This window comes from Streptomyces sp. ME19-01-6 (assembly GCF_033793745.1).
Classification (GTDB): domain Bacteria; phylum Actinomycetota; class Actinomycetes; order Streptomycetales; family Streptomycetaceae; genus Streptomyces.
Genome location: NZ_JARAXF010000066.1, coordinates 1 through 16,594, shown reverse-complemented (window position 1 = coordinate 16,594; position 16,594 = coordinate 1). Strand labels below are relative to the sequence as shown.

Here is a 16,594-nt window from a genome sequence, read left to right as displayed (position 1 = left end):
CGGCTGGGAGCGCAGCACCACGTCGGCGAGCGAGTGCTCCAGATGCGGGTCGAGCAGGGCGCACACCTCGTCGAACGCCTCCGCGAAGACCGGGAAACGCGCGTACAACCCCGCCCCCATACCAGGGCGCTGACTCCCCTGACCCGAGAACAGGAACACCCGCCACCCGGGCGCCGGGGCCGCACCCTTCAGGCGGGTGAGCGCCGGATGGTCCTCGCCGGCCGCCAGCGCGGCCAGCCCGTCCCGCAGCGTCCCGGGGTCCCGGCCGGTGACCACCGCCCGGTCGTCCAGCACCGCCCGGGAGGTGGCCAGCGACCAGCCGACCGCCGCCGCGTCGGCGCCGGCCACGGCCTCGGCGTCGAGGAGCCGCCGGGCCTGGCCGCGCAGCGCCTCGGCGCCGCTCGCCGACAGCACCCACGGCGTGACCCACTCCCCCGGCGGCTCCCCGTCCTCGCCCGACGCGGGCGGTTCGGGTTCGGGTTCGGGGGCCTCTTCGAGGATCGCGTGCGCGTTGGTGCCGGAGAAGCCGAACGCCGACACCCCGGCGCGGCGCGGGCGTTCGCCGGTGCGGGGCCAGTCCCTCGGCTCCTGGAGCAGCCGGACGGCGCCCGACGCCCAGTCCACGTGCGGCGTCGGCTCCTCGGTGTGCAGCGAGCGCGGCAGCCGCTCGTGCCGCAGAGCCATGACCATCTTCATCAGGCCCGCCACCCCGGCGGCGACCTGGGTGTGACCGATGTTGGACTTGACCGAGCCCAGCCACACCGGCCGGTCCTCGCCCGGCCGGTCCTGACCGTACGTCGCCAGCAGCGCCTGCGCCTCGATCGGGTCGCCCAGGCTCGTGCCCGTCCCGTGGGCCTCGACCGCGTCCACGTCACCGGGCGCGAGGCGGGCGTTGGCCAGCGCCTGCCGGATGACGCGCTGCTGCGAGGGGCCGTTGGGCGCGGTCAGGCCGTTGCTCGCGCCGTCCTCGTTGACCGCCGAGCCGCGGATGACGGCCAGCACCCGGTGGCCGTTGCGCTGCGCCTCCGACAGCCGCTCCAGCACCACCACCGCGGAGCCCTCGGCCAGCGCCATGCCGTCCGCGCCCGCCGCGAACGCCTTGGAACGCCCGTCCGGCGCCAGGGCGCGCAGCTCGCTGAAGCCGAGGAGCGGCGCCGGGGAGGACATGACGTACACGCCGCCGGACAGCGCCAGGGACACCTCGTTCTGCCGCAGCGCCTGGCACGCCAGGTGGATCGCGACCAGCGAGGAGGAGCAGGCGGTGTCCAGCGTCACCGCCGCGCCCTCGAGTCCGAGGGTGTACGCGACGCGCCCGGCGACGACGCTGGGCGAGTTGCCGGTCGTCAGGTAGCCCGCCGCGTCCTCGGGCACCTCGGCGGCGTTGAGGACGTAGTCCAGGCCGTCGCAGCCGAGGTACGTGCCGGTGCTGGTGGAGCGCAGCGCGTGGGGGTCGATGCGGGCGTGCTCGATGGCCTCCCAGGACAGTTCGAGCGCGAGCCGCTGCTGCGGGGCCATGGCGACCGCCTCGCGCGGGCTGATCCCGAAGAAGCCCGCGTCGAAGCCGGCCGCGTCGGTGGTGAAGCCGCCCCTGCGGACGTACGCGGTGCCCGGGTGGCCGGGCTCCGGGTCGTAGAGGGCGTCGAGGTCCCAGCCGCGGTCGGTGGGGAGGTCGCCGGTGCCGTCGCGCCCGGCGTCGACCAGTTCCCACAGCTCCTCGGGGGAGCGCACGCCGCCGGGGAAGCGGCAGCTCATGCCGATGATGGCGATGGGCTCGTGGCTGGCGTACTCGGCGTCCTTCAGCCGGTGCTGTGCCTCGCGCAGGTCGGCGGTGACGCGCTTGAGGTAGTCCAGGAGCTTCTTCTCGTCGTTTGCCATGTCAGGACCGTTCCGGCAGGGGCTCGTCCAGGGACTTGGGGTCCTCCACGGTGCGGGCGAGGTCGAGGAGGTCCCCGGCCAGACGCTCGGGGTCGTCGGCGTGGAGGTTGTGGTCGGCGTCGAGATACCAGCGGGACTCCGCGTGCGGTATCGCGGCCTCGGCCTTCGCCACCCACCGCCGCACGTTGGTGCTCCACCAGCTCTCCTGCGGCGGCAGGGCGTTGAGGAAGAGGACGGGCACGGTGACGCCGGGGTACCAGCGGGCCGGCGGGTCCTCGCACATGCTGTGGAAGACCGGCAGGAAACGCTGCAGCGGCAGCCGCTGCACGAGCAGGCCGTCCGGACCCTCCACCATGTCGGCGAGGCTCGCCTCGATGGCGGCGTCCGACCACGTCGGGTGGAGGCCGCGCAGCATCAGCCGCATGCCGTCCCGGGTGGTGCCGGTGGCGTCGGGGCGCCGCAGCTGCGCGTGCTCGGCGTACCCCGCGAAGCCGGGGATGCTGGCGAAGTCGACCCAGCCGCCGTCCACCAGGCCCAGGCCGGCGCACAGCCCGGGGTTCTGGGCCAGGGCCCGCACCGCGAGGTTGCCGCCCCAGGAGTGCCCGGCGATCAGGGGTTCCTTCAGTCCCAGCTCGCGGCAGAGGGTCACGATGTCGGCCACGGCGGTGGCGTTGTCGTAGCCGTGTTCCGGCGTGTCGGAGCCGCCGTGCCCGCGCATGTCGGCGGCGTAGGCGGGGTGGCCGGCGGCGGCGAGCCGGTCGGCCACCTCGTCCCACATCCGGGCGTTGGACCCCAGCCCGTGGAGGAGCAGGAACGGCCGGCCGTCCTCGCCTGGCCGGTACCGCACGTTCAGCTTCACTCCGTCGTCTACGGGTACGGACAGCTCCATCTGTCTCCTAGGGGGATGAGGGTGGCCGGCCGGACAGCTCTAGCTCGCGTCCGCCTCGTACGTCTCGGCGAGGAACTTGCCGAGCAGGGTCGCGGTCGGGTGCTCGACGATGGCGACGAGCGGGACTTCGATGCCGGTGTCGTCCATCAGCTGCTTGGACAGCTGCAGGGCGGACAGCGAGGTCAGGCCGTTGTCCAGGAAGCTCGACTCCTCGTCCATCGCGGGGACGTCGAGGACCTCGGCGACGCGGCGGAGCACCTGCTGCCGCAGCAGCTGCTGGCGCTCGTCCGCCGTGGCCGACGCCAGCCGCGCGATCAGGTCGTTGTTCTCGCTGGACTCGGTCGAGTTGGTGGTGGGTTCCACAGGTGTGCCTCTCTCGGTGTCGGGTCGTGATGGGTTCGGCAGGGGGTCAGGCGGGCGGCTGCGGTGCCGTCAGGTGGTCGTGGTCGTGGTGGGCCACGGGCCGGTGAGGCGCCCGTTCCCCGTCGAGGTCGGCGTACAGGACGCTGGCCGCCGGTCCGGTGCCGGCGGACGCGGCCGCCTGCCGCAGTGCCTCGGCCGCCGCTTCGGCGGGCAGCCCCTGGACGCCCAGGCTCAGCGAGACGGCGGGCACGCCACGGGAGCGGGCCACGCCGGCGAGGGCGTCGAGGTGGGCGTGGGCGGCGCCGCCCTGGCCGCCGCGGCCGGGCCCGGGGTTGGCGGCCAGCAGGCCGGCGGCGGAGGTGCACAGCACCAGGGCGGACAGCGTGCGGTCCTCGGCGAGCGCGCAGAGGCGGGCGGCGACGGCGACGTCCTGCGGCCAGGCGCCGTCGGTTCCCGCCGCCAGGACAGGGCCCAGGTGCACGGCGGCGGTCAGCGGGTGCCGCTCGGGGAGGCCGGCGACGAGGCGGTCCAGGGCGGCACGGTCGGCGAGCCCGGCCGCGGGCACGACCGTGGCGGTGACGCCCTGGGCGGCGAGTTCGGCGATCAGGTCGGGGGACGGGTCCGTGTCGGCGCCGGTGAGGAGCAGGTGCGCGGCGCCCGCGTCGGCGAGCCGGCGCGCGGCGTGGCCGCCGAGGGTCGTGTCGGCGCCGGTGAGGAGCACGGTGCCGGTCAATCGCCCGGCGCCGGGCTCGGCGGGGGCGTGGCGTACCAGGCGGCGGGCGTAGCGGCCGTCGACGCGTACGGCGACCTCGCGTTCGCCGTCCTCGCCGCCCGCCGCCAGGGTCGCGGCGAGCCAGCGGCCGGTGCGGTCGTCGAACCGGCCGGGCAGGTCGACCAGGCCGTCGCCGCCCGCGTGCCACAGCTGGGCCTGCGCGGGGCGGGGCGGCGCGCCGGAGGAGCGGGCGGCGACCGCGCCACGGGTGGCGATCCACAGCGGGGCGGGGTCCTTGGAGGCGGCCAGGGCGGCGGCGAGGGCTTCGGTGGGGGCGAGGTGGGGGGCCTCGGCCGCCGGGTAGGGGGTCGCGTCCCCGGCGGCGTCCGTGCCGGGGTCCTGGTCGTCGAGGGCGAGGAGGGACAGCACGCCGGCGGCGGGGCCGAGGGCGAGTGCCTCGCCCAGCCGGGCCGCCGGCGCGGCGCCGTCGTCCGGCGTTCCGTCCGCCTTCGACTCGATGACCGCGACCTCGGCGCCGTGGCGGCGCAGCGCGGTGGCGACGGCGTCGGCGAGGTCGCCGGGCGGGGAGACCAGCAGCCACCGGCCGGTCAGGCGGGGCGCGGGCACGTCGGGCAGGGCCTGCCAGGCGACGCGGTACCAGTGCGGGGCGGCGGCGTTGCCCGTACGCCGCCGGGGAGCAGCCTCGTCGTGCAGCCAGTACCGGCTGCGCTGGAAGGGGTAGGTCGGCAGCGGCACGGCGGTGCCGGTGGCGGTGTCGAGGAGTGCGCCCCAGGCGACGGCGGTGCCGGTGGCGTGCAGGCGGGCCAGGGCGTGCGTCAGGCCGCGGACGGCGGGCTGTCCCGGTGGGGCGACGGCCAGCCGCAGCGGCGGGCGGCGGCCGGGGCGGGTGGCGGGCGCGAGGGCGGGCAGCGCCCGCTCCGAGCCGAGTTCGAGGAGGGCCGCGAGGTCGCCGCCGGCCGCGCCGAGTTCCACGGGGGTGGCGTCATCGGGTGTCCGCGTGGCGGCGCCGAGGTGGGCGGCCCACTCCTCGGCGGTGGTGACGCGCTCTCCGGTGAGGCCGCTGATCACCGGTGTCGCCTGCCGCCCGGCGGCGAGCGCGGCGGCCGTCCGCTCGGTGTCCTCGGCGAGCAGCAGGCGGCAGGCCTCCGGCAGGTCGACGGTCCCGGCCGCCAGCGCGGCCTCGATCGCCCCGTCCGGGAAGCTGATCACGGCGCCTGGGTGGATGCCGGCGGTCGCCAGCAGGCGGACGAGTCCGGCCCGCAGCGCGAAGCGCCGGGCGCGGCGGTGGCCGGCGTCCTGGCCGAGTTGCCCGGCCGCCTCCTCGAAGGCGGCGGCGAACGCCGGGAAGGCGTCGCGGAGTTCGGCGATGCCGTCGTCGGCCCCGACGTCGTCGGTGTCGGCGCCGAGGACGAACGCGGTGCCGCCCATGGTGGCGGTGACCGGTCCGTCGGAGGTGACCAGCGCCGGGTGGCCGGCCCCCGTGGCGAGGGCGTCGAGCCCGGCGAGCAGTTCGTCGCGGTCCGCGCCGGCCACGGTGGCGCGGTGCTCGAAGACCGACCGGGTGGTGGCCAGCGACCGGCCGACGGCGGCCGGGGAGGCGCCGTCGCCTGCGGCCATGAGGTCGGCCACGGCCCGCGCCTGGCAGCGCAGCGCCTCCGCGCTCCGCGCGGACAGCACCAGCGGCACGACGCCCCGGAGGCCGGTCCCGGCGACCGGCTCCAGCGACTCCTCCGGTTCCGGCGCCTCGACGGCATCCGCCCTGCCCATGGCTGCCGGACCCGCGCTCACCTGCGCCACGGGTCGCCCGGCGGCGGTGGCTTTGCCGGCTTCGCCGGCCTGCGCGGCGGGCGGCTCCTCCAGCACCACGTGGGCGTTGGTGCCCGAGGCGCTGAACGCCGAGATCCCGCAGCGGCGAGGCCGCTCGCCGCGCGGCCAGCCGACGCGTTCGGTCAGCAGCCGCACCGCGCCGGAGGACCAGGAAACCTGGGGCGAGGGCCGGCCGATGTTGAGGGTGGCGGGCAGCGTCTCGTGCCGGAGCGCCATGATCATCTTGATGATGCCGGCGACCCCGGCGGCGGCCTGCGTGTGCCCGATGTGCGGCTTGATGGTGCCCAGCCACACCGGCCGGCCGTCCTCCCCCCGCTCCTGCCCGTAGGTGGCGAGCGTCGCCTGGGCCTCGATCAGGTCGCCCATGGCCGTGCCGGTGCCGTGCCCTTCGACGGCGTCCACGTCGCCGGGCGCGAGCCCGGCGTCCTCCAGCGCGGCCCGGATGACGCGCTGCCGCGACGGCCCGCTGGGCGCCGAAAGACCGGTGCTCTGGCCGTCCTGGTTGACCGCCGAGCCACGGATGACGCCCAGGATCCGGCGCCCGTCGCGCCGCGCGTCCCGCAGCCGCTGCAGGAGCAGCATCCCCGCGCCCTCGCCGTAGACCATGCCGTCGGAGGCGTCGGAGAACGGCTTGCAGCGGCCGTCGGGCGCCATCATCCCCGGGCCGGTGGCCGACAGGGCGATGGGCGCCGGGGTGTACAGCAGCCCGACGCCGCCCGCCAGCGCCATGCCGCACTCGCCGCGCCGCAGCGCGGTGCACGCGAGGTGGGCGGCGACCAGCGCCGAGGAGCAGCCGGTGTCGAGCGAGACGGCCGCGCCCTGCAGCCCGAACGAGAACGCCAGCCGCCCGGAGGCGAGGCTGCCTGCGGCCCCGTTGCCGAGGTAGCCGAGCAGGTCGGGCGGGATGCTCTCCAGGCCGGCGGCGTAGCCGTGGGCGGTGGCGCCGGCGTAGACGGCGGTGTCGGTGTCGCGCAGCCGCGTCGGGTCGATCCCGGCGTTCTCGATGGCCTCCCACGCCACCTCGAGCAGCGCCCGCTGCTGCGGCTCGGTCGCCAGCGCCTGCCGGGCGTTCATCCCGAAGAAGGTGGCATCGAAGTCGAAAACGTCCTCGATGAAGCCGCCGAGCTGCGGGTAGGGCGGCGGCGTCCAGCCGGGTTCGTGCACGTCGTCGAGGTCCCAGCCGCGGTCGGCGGGGAAGCTGGTGATGGCGTCCTGGTCGCCGTCGACCAGCGTCCACAGCTCGTCAGGGGTGCGCACACCGCCGGGGAAGCGGCACGCCATGCCGACGATCGCGATCGGCTCGCGGCGTTCCTCCTCCAGCTCGCGCACCCGGGTCTGTGCCTGGAGCAGCTCGGCCGTCGTCCACTTCAGGTACTCGACGAGCTTCTCGTCATTCGCCATCGGCGAGCACGCCCTTCGCCCCGACGCGGGACGGCTTGAGACCGACCATCTCCAGCTCGCCGGGGCGGAACGGCGGCTCGGTCAACTCCGGGAAGCTGGCGTCGCTGTTCAGCAGCGAGAGGAAGCTGGTGCTGCCCATGGCAGCCTGCGTGGCGCGCAGCGCCAGCACGTCGGTGACGAGCTCGCAGACCTTCGGCGAGCGGATCGACTTCTTGGACACGAAGTCGGAGAACCGCAGCCGCTCGGCGGTGTCCGGGCCGTTCAGCCGCGGATCGGTGGAGTGGTTGCGGCAGTTGACAAACTGGATGTCCTTCAGGCCCGCCATGACCCACGGGTCGTCCACGACCTCACTCAGCGCCCGCTGGACCTGCCGGGTACCGCCCTCGGCGAAGCCGCCGCCGGACAGCTGGCGGTCCAGGGCCTCGGCGCCGCGCGCCGCCGCACTCATGCCGTGGCCGTAGATCGGGTTGAACGCGGCGAGCGAGTCGCCGATGATCAGCAGGCCTTCCGGCCACTGCGGCATCCGCTCCGGGTACAGGCGGCGGTTGGCGCCCGAGCGCGACTGAAAGATCGAGCCGATGGGCTCGGCGACGCCCATGAGGTCGCTGACGATCGGGTGGCGCAGCGTCTTGGCGAAGCCGTTGAACTCGTCCTCGTGGGTGGGCAGCGAGGCGCCGCGCGTGGCGGTGAGGGTGACCAGCCAGCGCCCGCCCTCCTGCGGGTAGACCACGCCGAACCGGCCGGGCTGCCGCATGAGGTGGTCGGCGGCGACGTTGACGGGCGGGAAGCCGCCGCCCGCGCCGTCGGGCGCCTTGAACATGCGGGTGGCGTAGCCGATGCCGGCGTCCACCACGTCCTGCTCGACGCTCGGCAGGCCGAGGGCGGCCAGCCACGGCCCGAGGCGCGAGGCGCGGCCCGTGGCGTCCACCACCAGGTCCGCCTCGATCAGCTCGGGTGCGCCGCCGCTCGCCACGTCCCGTACGAGGACGCCGGTGACCCGCTCCTTGCCGCCGGCCAGCTCGACCACCTCGGTGCCCTGCCTGACGCGTATCCGGCCGTCGGCGAGGATCGCCTGGCGGACCGTCCAGTCCAGCAGCGGGCGCGTGCACATGATGGCGAACGCCGTCGACGGGAAGCGGTACTGCCAGCCGGACGCGGTGAGGGTCACCAGGTCGCGCTGGAAGCCGATGCGGCGCGCGCCGGCCGCCAGGAGGCGGTCGATGGTGCCGGGCAGGAAGCCGTCGGCGATGGTGGCGCCGCTGGACCACAGGATGTGGACGTGGCGGGCCTGCGGCTGTCCCTTGCGGTGCTCGGGCCCGTCGGGGAGGATGTCGCGCTCCACCACGGTCACGTCGGCGAGGTGACGGGACAGCACATGGGCCGTGAGCATGCCGGTCCATCCGCCGCCCAGCACGACGGCGCGTTTCGGAGTGGTCAATGGCACTTGTCAGTCCCTTCGATCAAACGGAACTCGCCGGCGCGGACATCGCTTTTCACGTCGTCGCCTCGGAACCCTTCACGAGAGTGCCGCGAACTGCTTAAGCGGGCCTTTCCGATGCCGGCGAGGGCGTGCGGCTATTCCGTGGCACGGGCCAGGGGTTCGGGAGTTGCCGCGGGCGGTGTGTCGCGGGCCGGAAGGACGCCCATCGTCACGTCGGTCAGTCCCCAGTACGCGCGGACGTGGACGCCGAGGCCGTCCTCGTTCATCTCGCTGATCGCGATGATGCAGGAGCTCATCTCCTGCGGCAGGTGGAGCCGCACGTCGGTCGCGGTGACGACGAGGGGCCCCTCCATCGCGGTGACGGAGCGGCTCGGGACCTCGCGGACCCCGGCGTGGGCCGCCCAGTGCAGGTGTTCGCGCAGGGCCTGCCGGCCGTGGAGCGTCGTGCGGCCCACCGGGTCCTCGAAGACGACGTCCTCGGTGAACAGTTCGACGACGCGGTCGACCTCGCCGTCGTTGAGGAGGTCGGTGTAGTTGCGCGTCATCTGCCGCAGCGCCACCTCGCCGGGCGACAGCTTCTCAGGGCCGGCGTAGGAGCCGGGCGAACCGTCGGGCGAGGTCTCCAGGTCGCCGCGGCCGAAGAAGCCCTGCATGTCCTCGATGAGGCCGGACGCGCCGACGTGCAGCAGCATCGCGGAGTGGCAGCGGAGTCTGGCGGGCTCGGGTCCTGGCCCGGTGGGGGCGGGCAGCCAGCCGCGTTCGGCGTACAGCGGGCCGAGCGGCCCGTAGTCCATCTCCGCGGTGAGGCGGGTCAGGACGCTCCTGCCGTCGTGGCCGACGGTCGAGTTCTCGATGGTCTCCCGGGTGCCGGCGGCGACGGCGGGCTCGAAGTGCGCGCGCAGCGCCTGGTGTCCGGCCTGGCGTCCCGAGCCGACGGGGTCCTCGAACGTGGCGTCGGCCGCGTACAGCTCGAGGAGCGCGTCGATGTCGCCCGCGCTGAGGCGGCGGCTGTGCTCGATGGCGACCTTCTTGCGGGCCCGCTCGGTGAGCATGGCGTGTGTCCTCCCTGTGCCGCTGGGTGCGGCTAGATTCCGGCGCCCTTGCCGAGCCGGGTGTCGATGAAGTCGAGAATCTCGTCGGCCGTGGCGCCCTGGATCCGGTCGGTGGCCGCGGCGCCGTCCCCGCCGGCGTCGCCCGGTCCGGCCAGCTTCGAGGTGGTCTTGCGCAGCCGGCCGAGCAGCTGCGCGCGGGCGGCCTCGTCCGCCGCGACGGCCAGCAGGCCGCGCTCCAGCCGGTCGATCTCCGCCAGCAGCGGGGCGAGCGGATCGGTCTCCTGCGGGGCGAGTTCGGCGTGCAGGTGGCGCGCGAGCGCGCTGGGGTGGGGGTTGTCGAAGACGAGGGTGGGCGGCAGCCGCAGGCCGGTGGCGGAGGCGAGGCGGTCGCGCAGCTCGACGGCGGTAAGCGAGTCGATGCCGATGTCGAGGAAGCCGCGTTCCGGCTCGATCCGGCTCGGGTCGGACTCACCGAGTACGGCCGCTGCCTGCGCGCGGACGAAGTTGACCAGGACGCGGTGCTGTTCCGCCTCCGGGAGCCCGGCGAGCTGGGCCTCCCAGTCGGTGGGCTGCGCGGCGGACGCGGTCCTGGCGGCCGGGCGGGCGGCGGCCAGGGAACGCAGCGCTGCGGGCAGCGTCTCGGGCGCGCGTCCGGACAGCGTGCGGGCGTCGACCCGCGCGGCGACCAGGTGCGGGCTCCCCTGCCGCACGGCGGCGTCGAACAGCGCCGGGAGCTGGCGCGCGGTCAGCGGGCGGACGCCGAAGCGGGCGGCGCCGCCGCGGCGGGCGTCGTACGCCGCAGCGCCTGCTTCGGCATCCGCCGCCCACGGGCCCCAGGCGAGGGCGAGCCCCTGCCCGCCGTCGGCGCGGCGCTGTGCCATGAGGGCGGCGAGGTAGGCCTCCGAGGCGGCCACGGCGGGGTCGCCGGGGTCGCCGAGGAGGGGCGCGGCGTGGGTGAACACGGCGAAGAGCGCGAGGGGCAGCCCGGCGGTGGCCAGGTGCAGCTCCCGCGCGGCGGCGGCGCCGCGCCACCCCGCGTCCCGGGGCGTGTGGAGGACGCCGGTGAGCGGGTGCCGCGGGTCGATGCCGGCGAGGAGCGCGGCGACGGCGGCGGCGTCCGTGAGGTCCGCCTCGGCCACGGTGACCTCGGCGCCCGCCTCGGTCAGGCGGGAGACGAGTCCGCTCGCGCCGCCGGACTCCGGTGGCACGGCCAGCAACAGGCGCCTGGCCTGCCCGGTCCGCACCAGGTGCTCGGCGACCAGCTCGGCCGGCGTGCCGGGGCCCGCGCCGATCAGCACGGTGCCTCCCCCAGCTACCGCTGGGAGGTGCCCCCATGCGTTGACCGGCTCGGCGGCGGGCTCGGCAGGCTCGGCAGGCTCGGCGGGAGCGCGTACGCCCGCGAGCCGGGGCGCGAGGATCTTCCCGTCCCGCACGGCGAGTTCGGGCTCGCCGGAGGCCAGCGCCCGGGTGAGTGTCGTCTCGTCGGGTGTGGTGTCGTCGAGGTCGAGGAGGACGAAGCGGTCCTGGTGCTCGGCCTGGAGCCCGCGGATTGCCCCCCACGCCCCTGCCCCGGCCGGGGACGCGGCCCGGCCGTCAGGGGCGAGGATGACCAGGCGGGAGGCGGCGAGGGCGTCCCGCGCCAGCCAGTCCGCCGCCAGGTCGAGCGTGTGCCGCGCCGCGTCCAGGGCGTCGGCCCCGGGCTCGTCGGGGAACGGCGGCAGGCCGGTGAGGACGACCGGCGGTGCCGGGCTCTGGCCCTCCTTGGCGGCGGCCGTGAGGGCGTCCAGACCGGGGTACCTGGGCACCTCGGCCAGCGCGTCCGCGAGGGTGTCCGCCAACGGGCCGTCGAGCACCGCCCAGTCGCGAGGCGCCGGCGCCTCCGCGCCGCCCGCCGCCTCCGGGAGCGGCACCAGGTCGAGGGCGTACAGCCCGCGCGTGCCGCCGGCCGCTCCGGCGCTCATCTGCCGCCCCACCGAGGGCCGCAGCACCACGGAGCGCACGCTCAGGACCGGCGTTCCCACGGCGTCGGCGACGATCACCCGCAGCTGCCGCGACGCCTGGCCCGGGGCGGCGGCGTCGGCGCTGTCATCGCCGCTGAGCATGACCCGGATCGTGGTCGCCCCGACCGCGTGCAGCGACACACCGGTCCACGCGAAGGGCATCCAGACCTGCGCCTGCGCCTGTTCCTGTTCCTGCTCCTCGCCTTCCTCGCCCGCGAGGAGCAGCAGCGGGTGCAGCACGGCGTCGAGCAGCGCGGGGTGGATGCCGAACTGGGAGGCGCCGTCACCGGCGTCGGGCGGCAGCGCCACGTCCGCGTACAGCCGCCCGGCGTGCGACCAGGCGGCCCGCAGGCCCTGGAACGCCGGACCGTAGGCGAACCCGGCGGCGGCGGCACGCCCGTAGCAGTCGGTCACGTCCAGCGGCTTGGCGCCCGGCGGCGGCCACTGCCCGGCCAGCGCCTCGGGCGCTGCCGTCTCGGAGCTCAGCGTCCCCGTCGCGTGGCACACCCACTCCTCGACACCGCCGGCCACGCCGTCGTCGGGCGCGGAGTAGACCCCCACCTCGCGGGCGCCGCCGGCGGTCGCGGGCCCGACCGACACCTGGACGCGCAGGCCCTCGGTCTCGTCGAGCACGACGGGCGTGTGAAGGACGAGTTCGTCGATGGCGGTGCAGCCGACCTCGTCGGCCGCGCGCAGCAACCACTCCGTGATCACGGAGGCGGGCAGCAGTACGGTGCCGGCGACCTCGTGTTCGCGCAGCCATCCGGAGCGGGGGCTGGCGGGCAGGCGGCCGGTCAGGATCAGGCCGCCGTCGGCCGTTCCGACCGCCGCCGACAGCAGCCCGTGCGCCACGGGGCGCATCCCGGCGGTGGCGACGTCGCCCTGCGCCCGCGCGGGCGCGGGCCAGTACCGCTGTCGCTGGAAGGCGTAGGTGGGCAGGTCGAGCAGGGGCGGCGGCGGACCGTCCGGGTCCGCGCCGAGCCAGGCGCTCCAGTCCACCGGCAGTCCGGCGGTGAACGCCTGGCCGAGGGCGCGGGCGAGCTGCGCGGGGCCGCCCTGGTCGCGCTGGAGCGTGGGGACCACCACCGCGGAGACGCCGAGGGCCTCGGTCGTCTCCCGTACGCCGACGGCGAGGACGGGGTGCGGGCTTGCCTCGATCAACACCCGATAGCCGTCCGCGAGGACAGCCTCGACGGCGGTGGAGAAACGCACCTGATGACGCAGGTTGTCCACCCAGTACGCGGCGGTCAGCGTCGAGGTCTCAATCCGCCCGCCCGTCAGCGAGGAGTAAAACGCCACCGTGGTGTCGAGCGGCGTGACCTCCCCCAACAGCGCCATCAGATCGTCGGCGATCTCATCCACCTGCGGACCATGCGACGCGTAGTCCACATCAATCACCCGCGCCCGCCTACCGGTGGCCGCCACCGCCGCAACCACCTCAGCCACCGCCTCCGGCGGACCCGAAACCACGGTCGAGGACGGCCCGTTGACCGCCGCCACCCCCACCCCCGCACGCCCGCCGATGAACTCCTCCGCCTCCGCCTGGCCCACAGCCAGCGACGCCATCGCCCCACCACCCGACAACGCCCGCAACGCCTGGGAGCGGACGGCCACGATCCGCGCCCCGTCCAGCAGACTCAGCGCACCCGCCACGACAGCGGCAGCGATCTCCCCCTGCGAGTGACCCACCACCGCCGCCGGACGAACGCCGTAGGACTCCCACACCGACGCGAGGGACACCATCACCGCCCACAACACCGGCTGCACCACATCCACCCGCGCCGGATCAGTGTCCCCTTCCCCGCGCAGCACCTCGGTCAACGACCAGTCCACAAACGGCGCCAACGCCGCCTCACACTCCGCAATCCGCGCCGCGAACACCGGCGACGAACCCAGCAACCCCACACCCATCCCCCGCCACTGCGCCCCCTGACCGGGGAAGACCAGCACAGGCCCGGTGCCCGCCGCCACGGCGTTGCCGGTGATCACGCTGCCGGAGGGCGCCCCCTCCGCCAGAGCACCCAGTCCCGACAGCAGCTCGTCGCGGTGCTCACCGAAAACGACCGCCCGGTGATCGAGCACCGACCGGCTGGCCACCAGCGACCAGCCCACCGCCGCCGCATCCGCGTCCGAGGTGACGGCGAACTCCGCCAACCGCCGCGCCTGCGCCCGCAACCCCTCGGCCGACTGACCCGACACCACCCACGGCACCACACCACCCACCGGCACCAGAGGCGCGGACACAGGCTGCGCCTCCTCGATGGCCTGCTCCAGGATCAGGTGCGCGTTCGTGCCGGAGACCCCGAACGAGGACACGCCGGCCCGCCAGGGGCGTTCGACCTCCGGCCAGGGCCTGGCCTCCGTCAGCAGCTCCACCGCGCCGCTGCCCCAGTCCACCTCCGGGGTCGGCGCGTCGATGTGCAGGCTGGCCGGCAGCACACCGTGCCGCAGTGACTGCACCATCTTGATCACGCTTGCCACGCCCCCCGCGGCCTGCGTGTGCCCGATGTTCGACTTGATCGACCCCAGCCACAACGGCCGCTCCTCTGGCCGCCCCTGACCGTACGTCGCCAGCAGCGCCTGCGCCTCGATCGGGTCACCGAGGGTGGTGCCCGTCCCATGCGCCTCGACCGCGTCCACCTCGGCGGCCGACAACCCGGCGTTGGCCAGGGCCTGCCGGATCACCCGCTGCTGCGAAGGCCCGTTCGGCGCCGTCAGGCCATTCGACGCGCCATCCTGGTTGACGGCAGAACCCCGCACCACCGCCAGCACCCTGTGCCCGTTCCGCCGCGCATCCGACAACCGCTCCAGCAGCAGCACACCAACGCCCTCACCCCACCCCATGCCGTCGGCGGCGGCGGCGAACGCCTTGCACCGGCTGTCGTTCGACATCCCCCGCTGCCGCGAGAACTCCGTGAACACTCCCGGCGTCGCCATCACCGTGACGCCACCCGTCAGGGCCAGCGAGCACTCCCCCGCCCGCAGCGCCTGCACCGCCATGTGGATCGCCACCAGCGACGACGAACAGGCCGTGTTGACGCTCAGGGCTGGGCCCTCAAGCCCCAATTCGTAGGCCACCCGCCCCGAGACCACGGCCCCGTGGTTTCCGACCGCGATATAGCCGTCCATCTCGCTGCTCGACAGGGCGCTGATCATCATGTAGTCGCCCCCGGCCACGCCGACGAAGACGCCCGTGCTGGAGCCCGCCAGGCTGTGCGGGTCGATCCCGGCGTTCTCGACCGTCTCCCAGGCCGTCTCCAGAAGCAGCCGCTGCTGCGGATCCGTGGCCAACGCCTCACGCGCCGCGATGCCGAAGAATCCCGCGTCGAAATCGCCGGCGTCGGAAAGGAATGCCCCCTCGCGCGCGTAACTCGTCCCCGGCCTGTCCGGATCGGGGTCGAAGAGGTTTTCCAAATCCCAGCCACGGTCGGTCGGGAATGCCCCGATCGCGTCCCCTCCGGCCGCCAGCAGATCCCACAACCGGTCCGCATTGGTCGCGCCGCCCGGATAGCGGCACGCCATTCCCACGATCGCGATGGGATCGTCCGCCGCCGATTCCCGAGTCGGCGCGACGGCGTTCGCGCCGGGAGCCGCCTGCTCGCCGAAGAGTTCGGCGAGGACGAAGCGGGCCAGGTCGTCGGCGGTGGGGTAGTCGAAGATGAGGGTGGTCGGCAGCTGCATCCCGAGGCTGGAGCCGAGCTTGTTGCGCAGCTCGACGGCGGTGAGCGAGCTGAAGCCCATCTCGTTGAACGGCCGCCGCGCCGCGATCGCGTCCGGCGCGGCGTGGCCCAGGACGCTCGCCGCCAGCGCCCGCACGTGCTGCGTCAGCATCTGCCGCCGCTGGGCCGGCGCGGCCACCGCCTCAAGCTGACGGCGCAGTGGGCCGTCCCCCTCCGGGTTCTGCTCCTGCGTCGCCGTCTCGGCGATGCCGGGGATCTCAGCGAGCAGCTGGCTGGGCCGCTGGGCGGTGAAGGTCTGGGCGAAGTGCGCCCAGTCGATGTCGGCGACGGTGAGGACCGAGTCGCCCTGCGCGAGGGCGTCGCCGAGCACGCGCAGCGCGTCCTGCGGCGCCATCGCGCTGATGCCCCGCTTCTGGAAGGCGGAGGAGACGGCGTCGTTGGCGGCCATGCCGACCTCGCCCCAGGGGCCCCAGGCGATGGACAGGCCGGTCAGGCCTTCGGCGCGGCGGCGTTCGACGAGCGCGTCCAGGTGCGCGTTGGCCGCCGCGTACGCGCCCTGCTGCCCGCTGCCCCAACTGGCCGCCCCCGAGGAGAACATCACGAACGCCGACAGCTCCACCCCCCGCGTCAGCTCGTCCAGCCACCGCGCGCCCTCGGCCTTCGCCGCCACGACCTGGCTCAGGCGGTCCGGGTCGAGGTCGCCCACGGGTGTGAAGTCCCCTATTCCGGCGGCGTGGAAGACGGCGGTGAGTGGCTGATCCTCCGGGACCCGCGCCAGCAACCCCGCGACCTCCTCCCGGACCGCGACATCACACGCCACCACCTCCACCGACGCCCCAAGACCCTCCAACTCCCCGACCAGCGCCTCCGCCCCCGGCGCCGCCGGACCCCGACGACTGGCCACCACCACGTGCCGCGCACCCCGCTCCACCACCCACCGCGCCACCCGGCCACCCACACCACCCGTCCCGCCGGTGACGAGCACCGTGCCGTCGACCCGCCACTCACCACCCACCACACCACCCGCCGGCACCAACCGCCGACCCACCACCCCACCCCCACGCAACGCCACCTGATCCTCAACCCCACCCGCCAACACCCCAGCCAACCGCCCCGAAAGCCCCTCCTCCGGACCCGTCGGCAAATCCACCAACCCGCCCCACCACCGCGGATACTCCAACCCCACCACCCGACCCAACCCCCACACCTGCGCCTGCACCGCAGACACCCCACCATCCCCACCCACCCACACACCCCCGCGCGTCACACACCACAACCGCCCACCAAACCCCACCTCACCCACCACCTGAACCAACCCCACCGTCCCCACCAA

General features: G+C 75.0%; 7 protein-coding genes. All 7 read right to left on the bottom strand.

All coding sequences use genetic code 11. The features are described 5' to 3' along the window. The coding region (locus PV419_RS52245; protein ID WP_319701140.1) for a type I polyketide synthase at window positions 1-1,875 on the bottom strand (1,875 nt) is incomplete at its 3' end. A gap of 1 nt (window position 1,876) precedes the next feature. Continuing rightward, window positions 1,877-2,764, bottom strand: coding sequence for an alpha/beta hydrolase (locus tag PV419_RS52240; RefSeq protein ID WP_319701139.1), 888 nt, complete (start codon window positions 2,762-2,764; stop codon window positions 1,877-1,879). 39 nt (window positions 2,765-2,803) lie between these two features. Beyond that, window positions 2,804-3,127: an acyl carrier protein gene (locus PV419_RS52235; RefSeq protein ID WP_319701138.1), complete on the bottom strand. Its 324-nt coding sequence runs from the start codon at window positions 3,125-3,127 to the stop codon at window positions 2,804-2,806. A gap of 46 nt (window positions 3,128-3,173) precedes the next feature. Next, on the bottom strand, window positions 3,174-7,088 hold the full coding sequence (locus PV419_RS52230) for a type I polyketide synthase (protein WP_319701137.1): 3,915 nt from the start codon (window positions 7,086-7,088) through the stop codon (window positions 3,174-3,176). Then, window positions 7,078-8,532: an NAD(P)/FAD-dependent oxidoreductase gene (locus PV419_RS52225; protein WP_319701136.1), complete on the bottom strand. Its 1,455-nt coding sequence runs from the start codon at window positions 8,530-8,532 to the stop codon at window positions 7,078-7,080. The genes PV419_RS52230 and PV419_RS52225 overlap by 11 nt, the downstream gene beginning before the upstream one ends. A 131-nt stretch (window positions 8,533-8,663) precedes the next feature. Then, complete coding sequence (locus PV419_RS52220) at window positions 8,664-9,581, bottom strand: nuclear transport factor 2 family protein (protein WP_319701135.1); 918 nt, start codon at window positions 9,579-9,581, stop codon at window positions 8,664-8,666. Window positions 9,582-9,613: 32 nt separating this feature from the next. Then, window positions 9,614-16,333, bottom strand: coding sequence for a type I polyketide synthase (locus PV419_RS52215; RefSeq protein WP_319701134.1), 6,720 nt, complete (start codon window positions 16,331-16,333; stop codon window positions 9,614-9,616). Window positions 16,334-16,594: the final 261 nt, after the last annotated feature.

Excerpts from the sequence above, each read along its gene's own strand:
- PV419_RS52240 (WP_319701139.1), bottom strand. The coding sequence starts at position 2,764 with ATGGAGCTGTCCGTACCCGTAGACGACGGAGTGAAGCTGAACGTGCGG.
- PV419_RS52230 (WP_319701137.1), bottom strand. The coding sequence starts at position 7,088 with ATGGCGAATGACGAGAAGCTCGTCGAGTACCTGAAGTGGACGACGGCC.
- PV419_RS52220 (WP_319701135.1), bottom strand. The coding sequence starts at position 9,581 with ATGCTCACCGAGCGGGCCCGCAAGAAGGTCGCCATCGAGCACAGCCGC.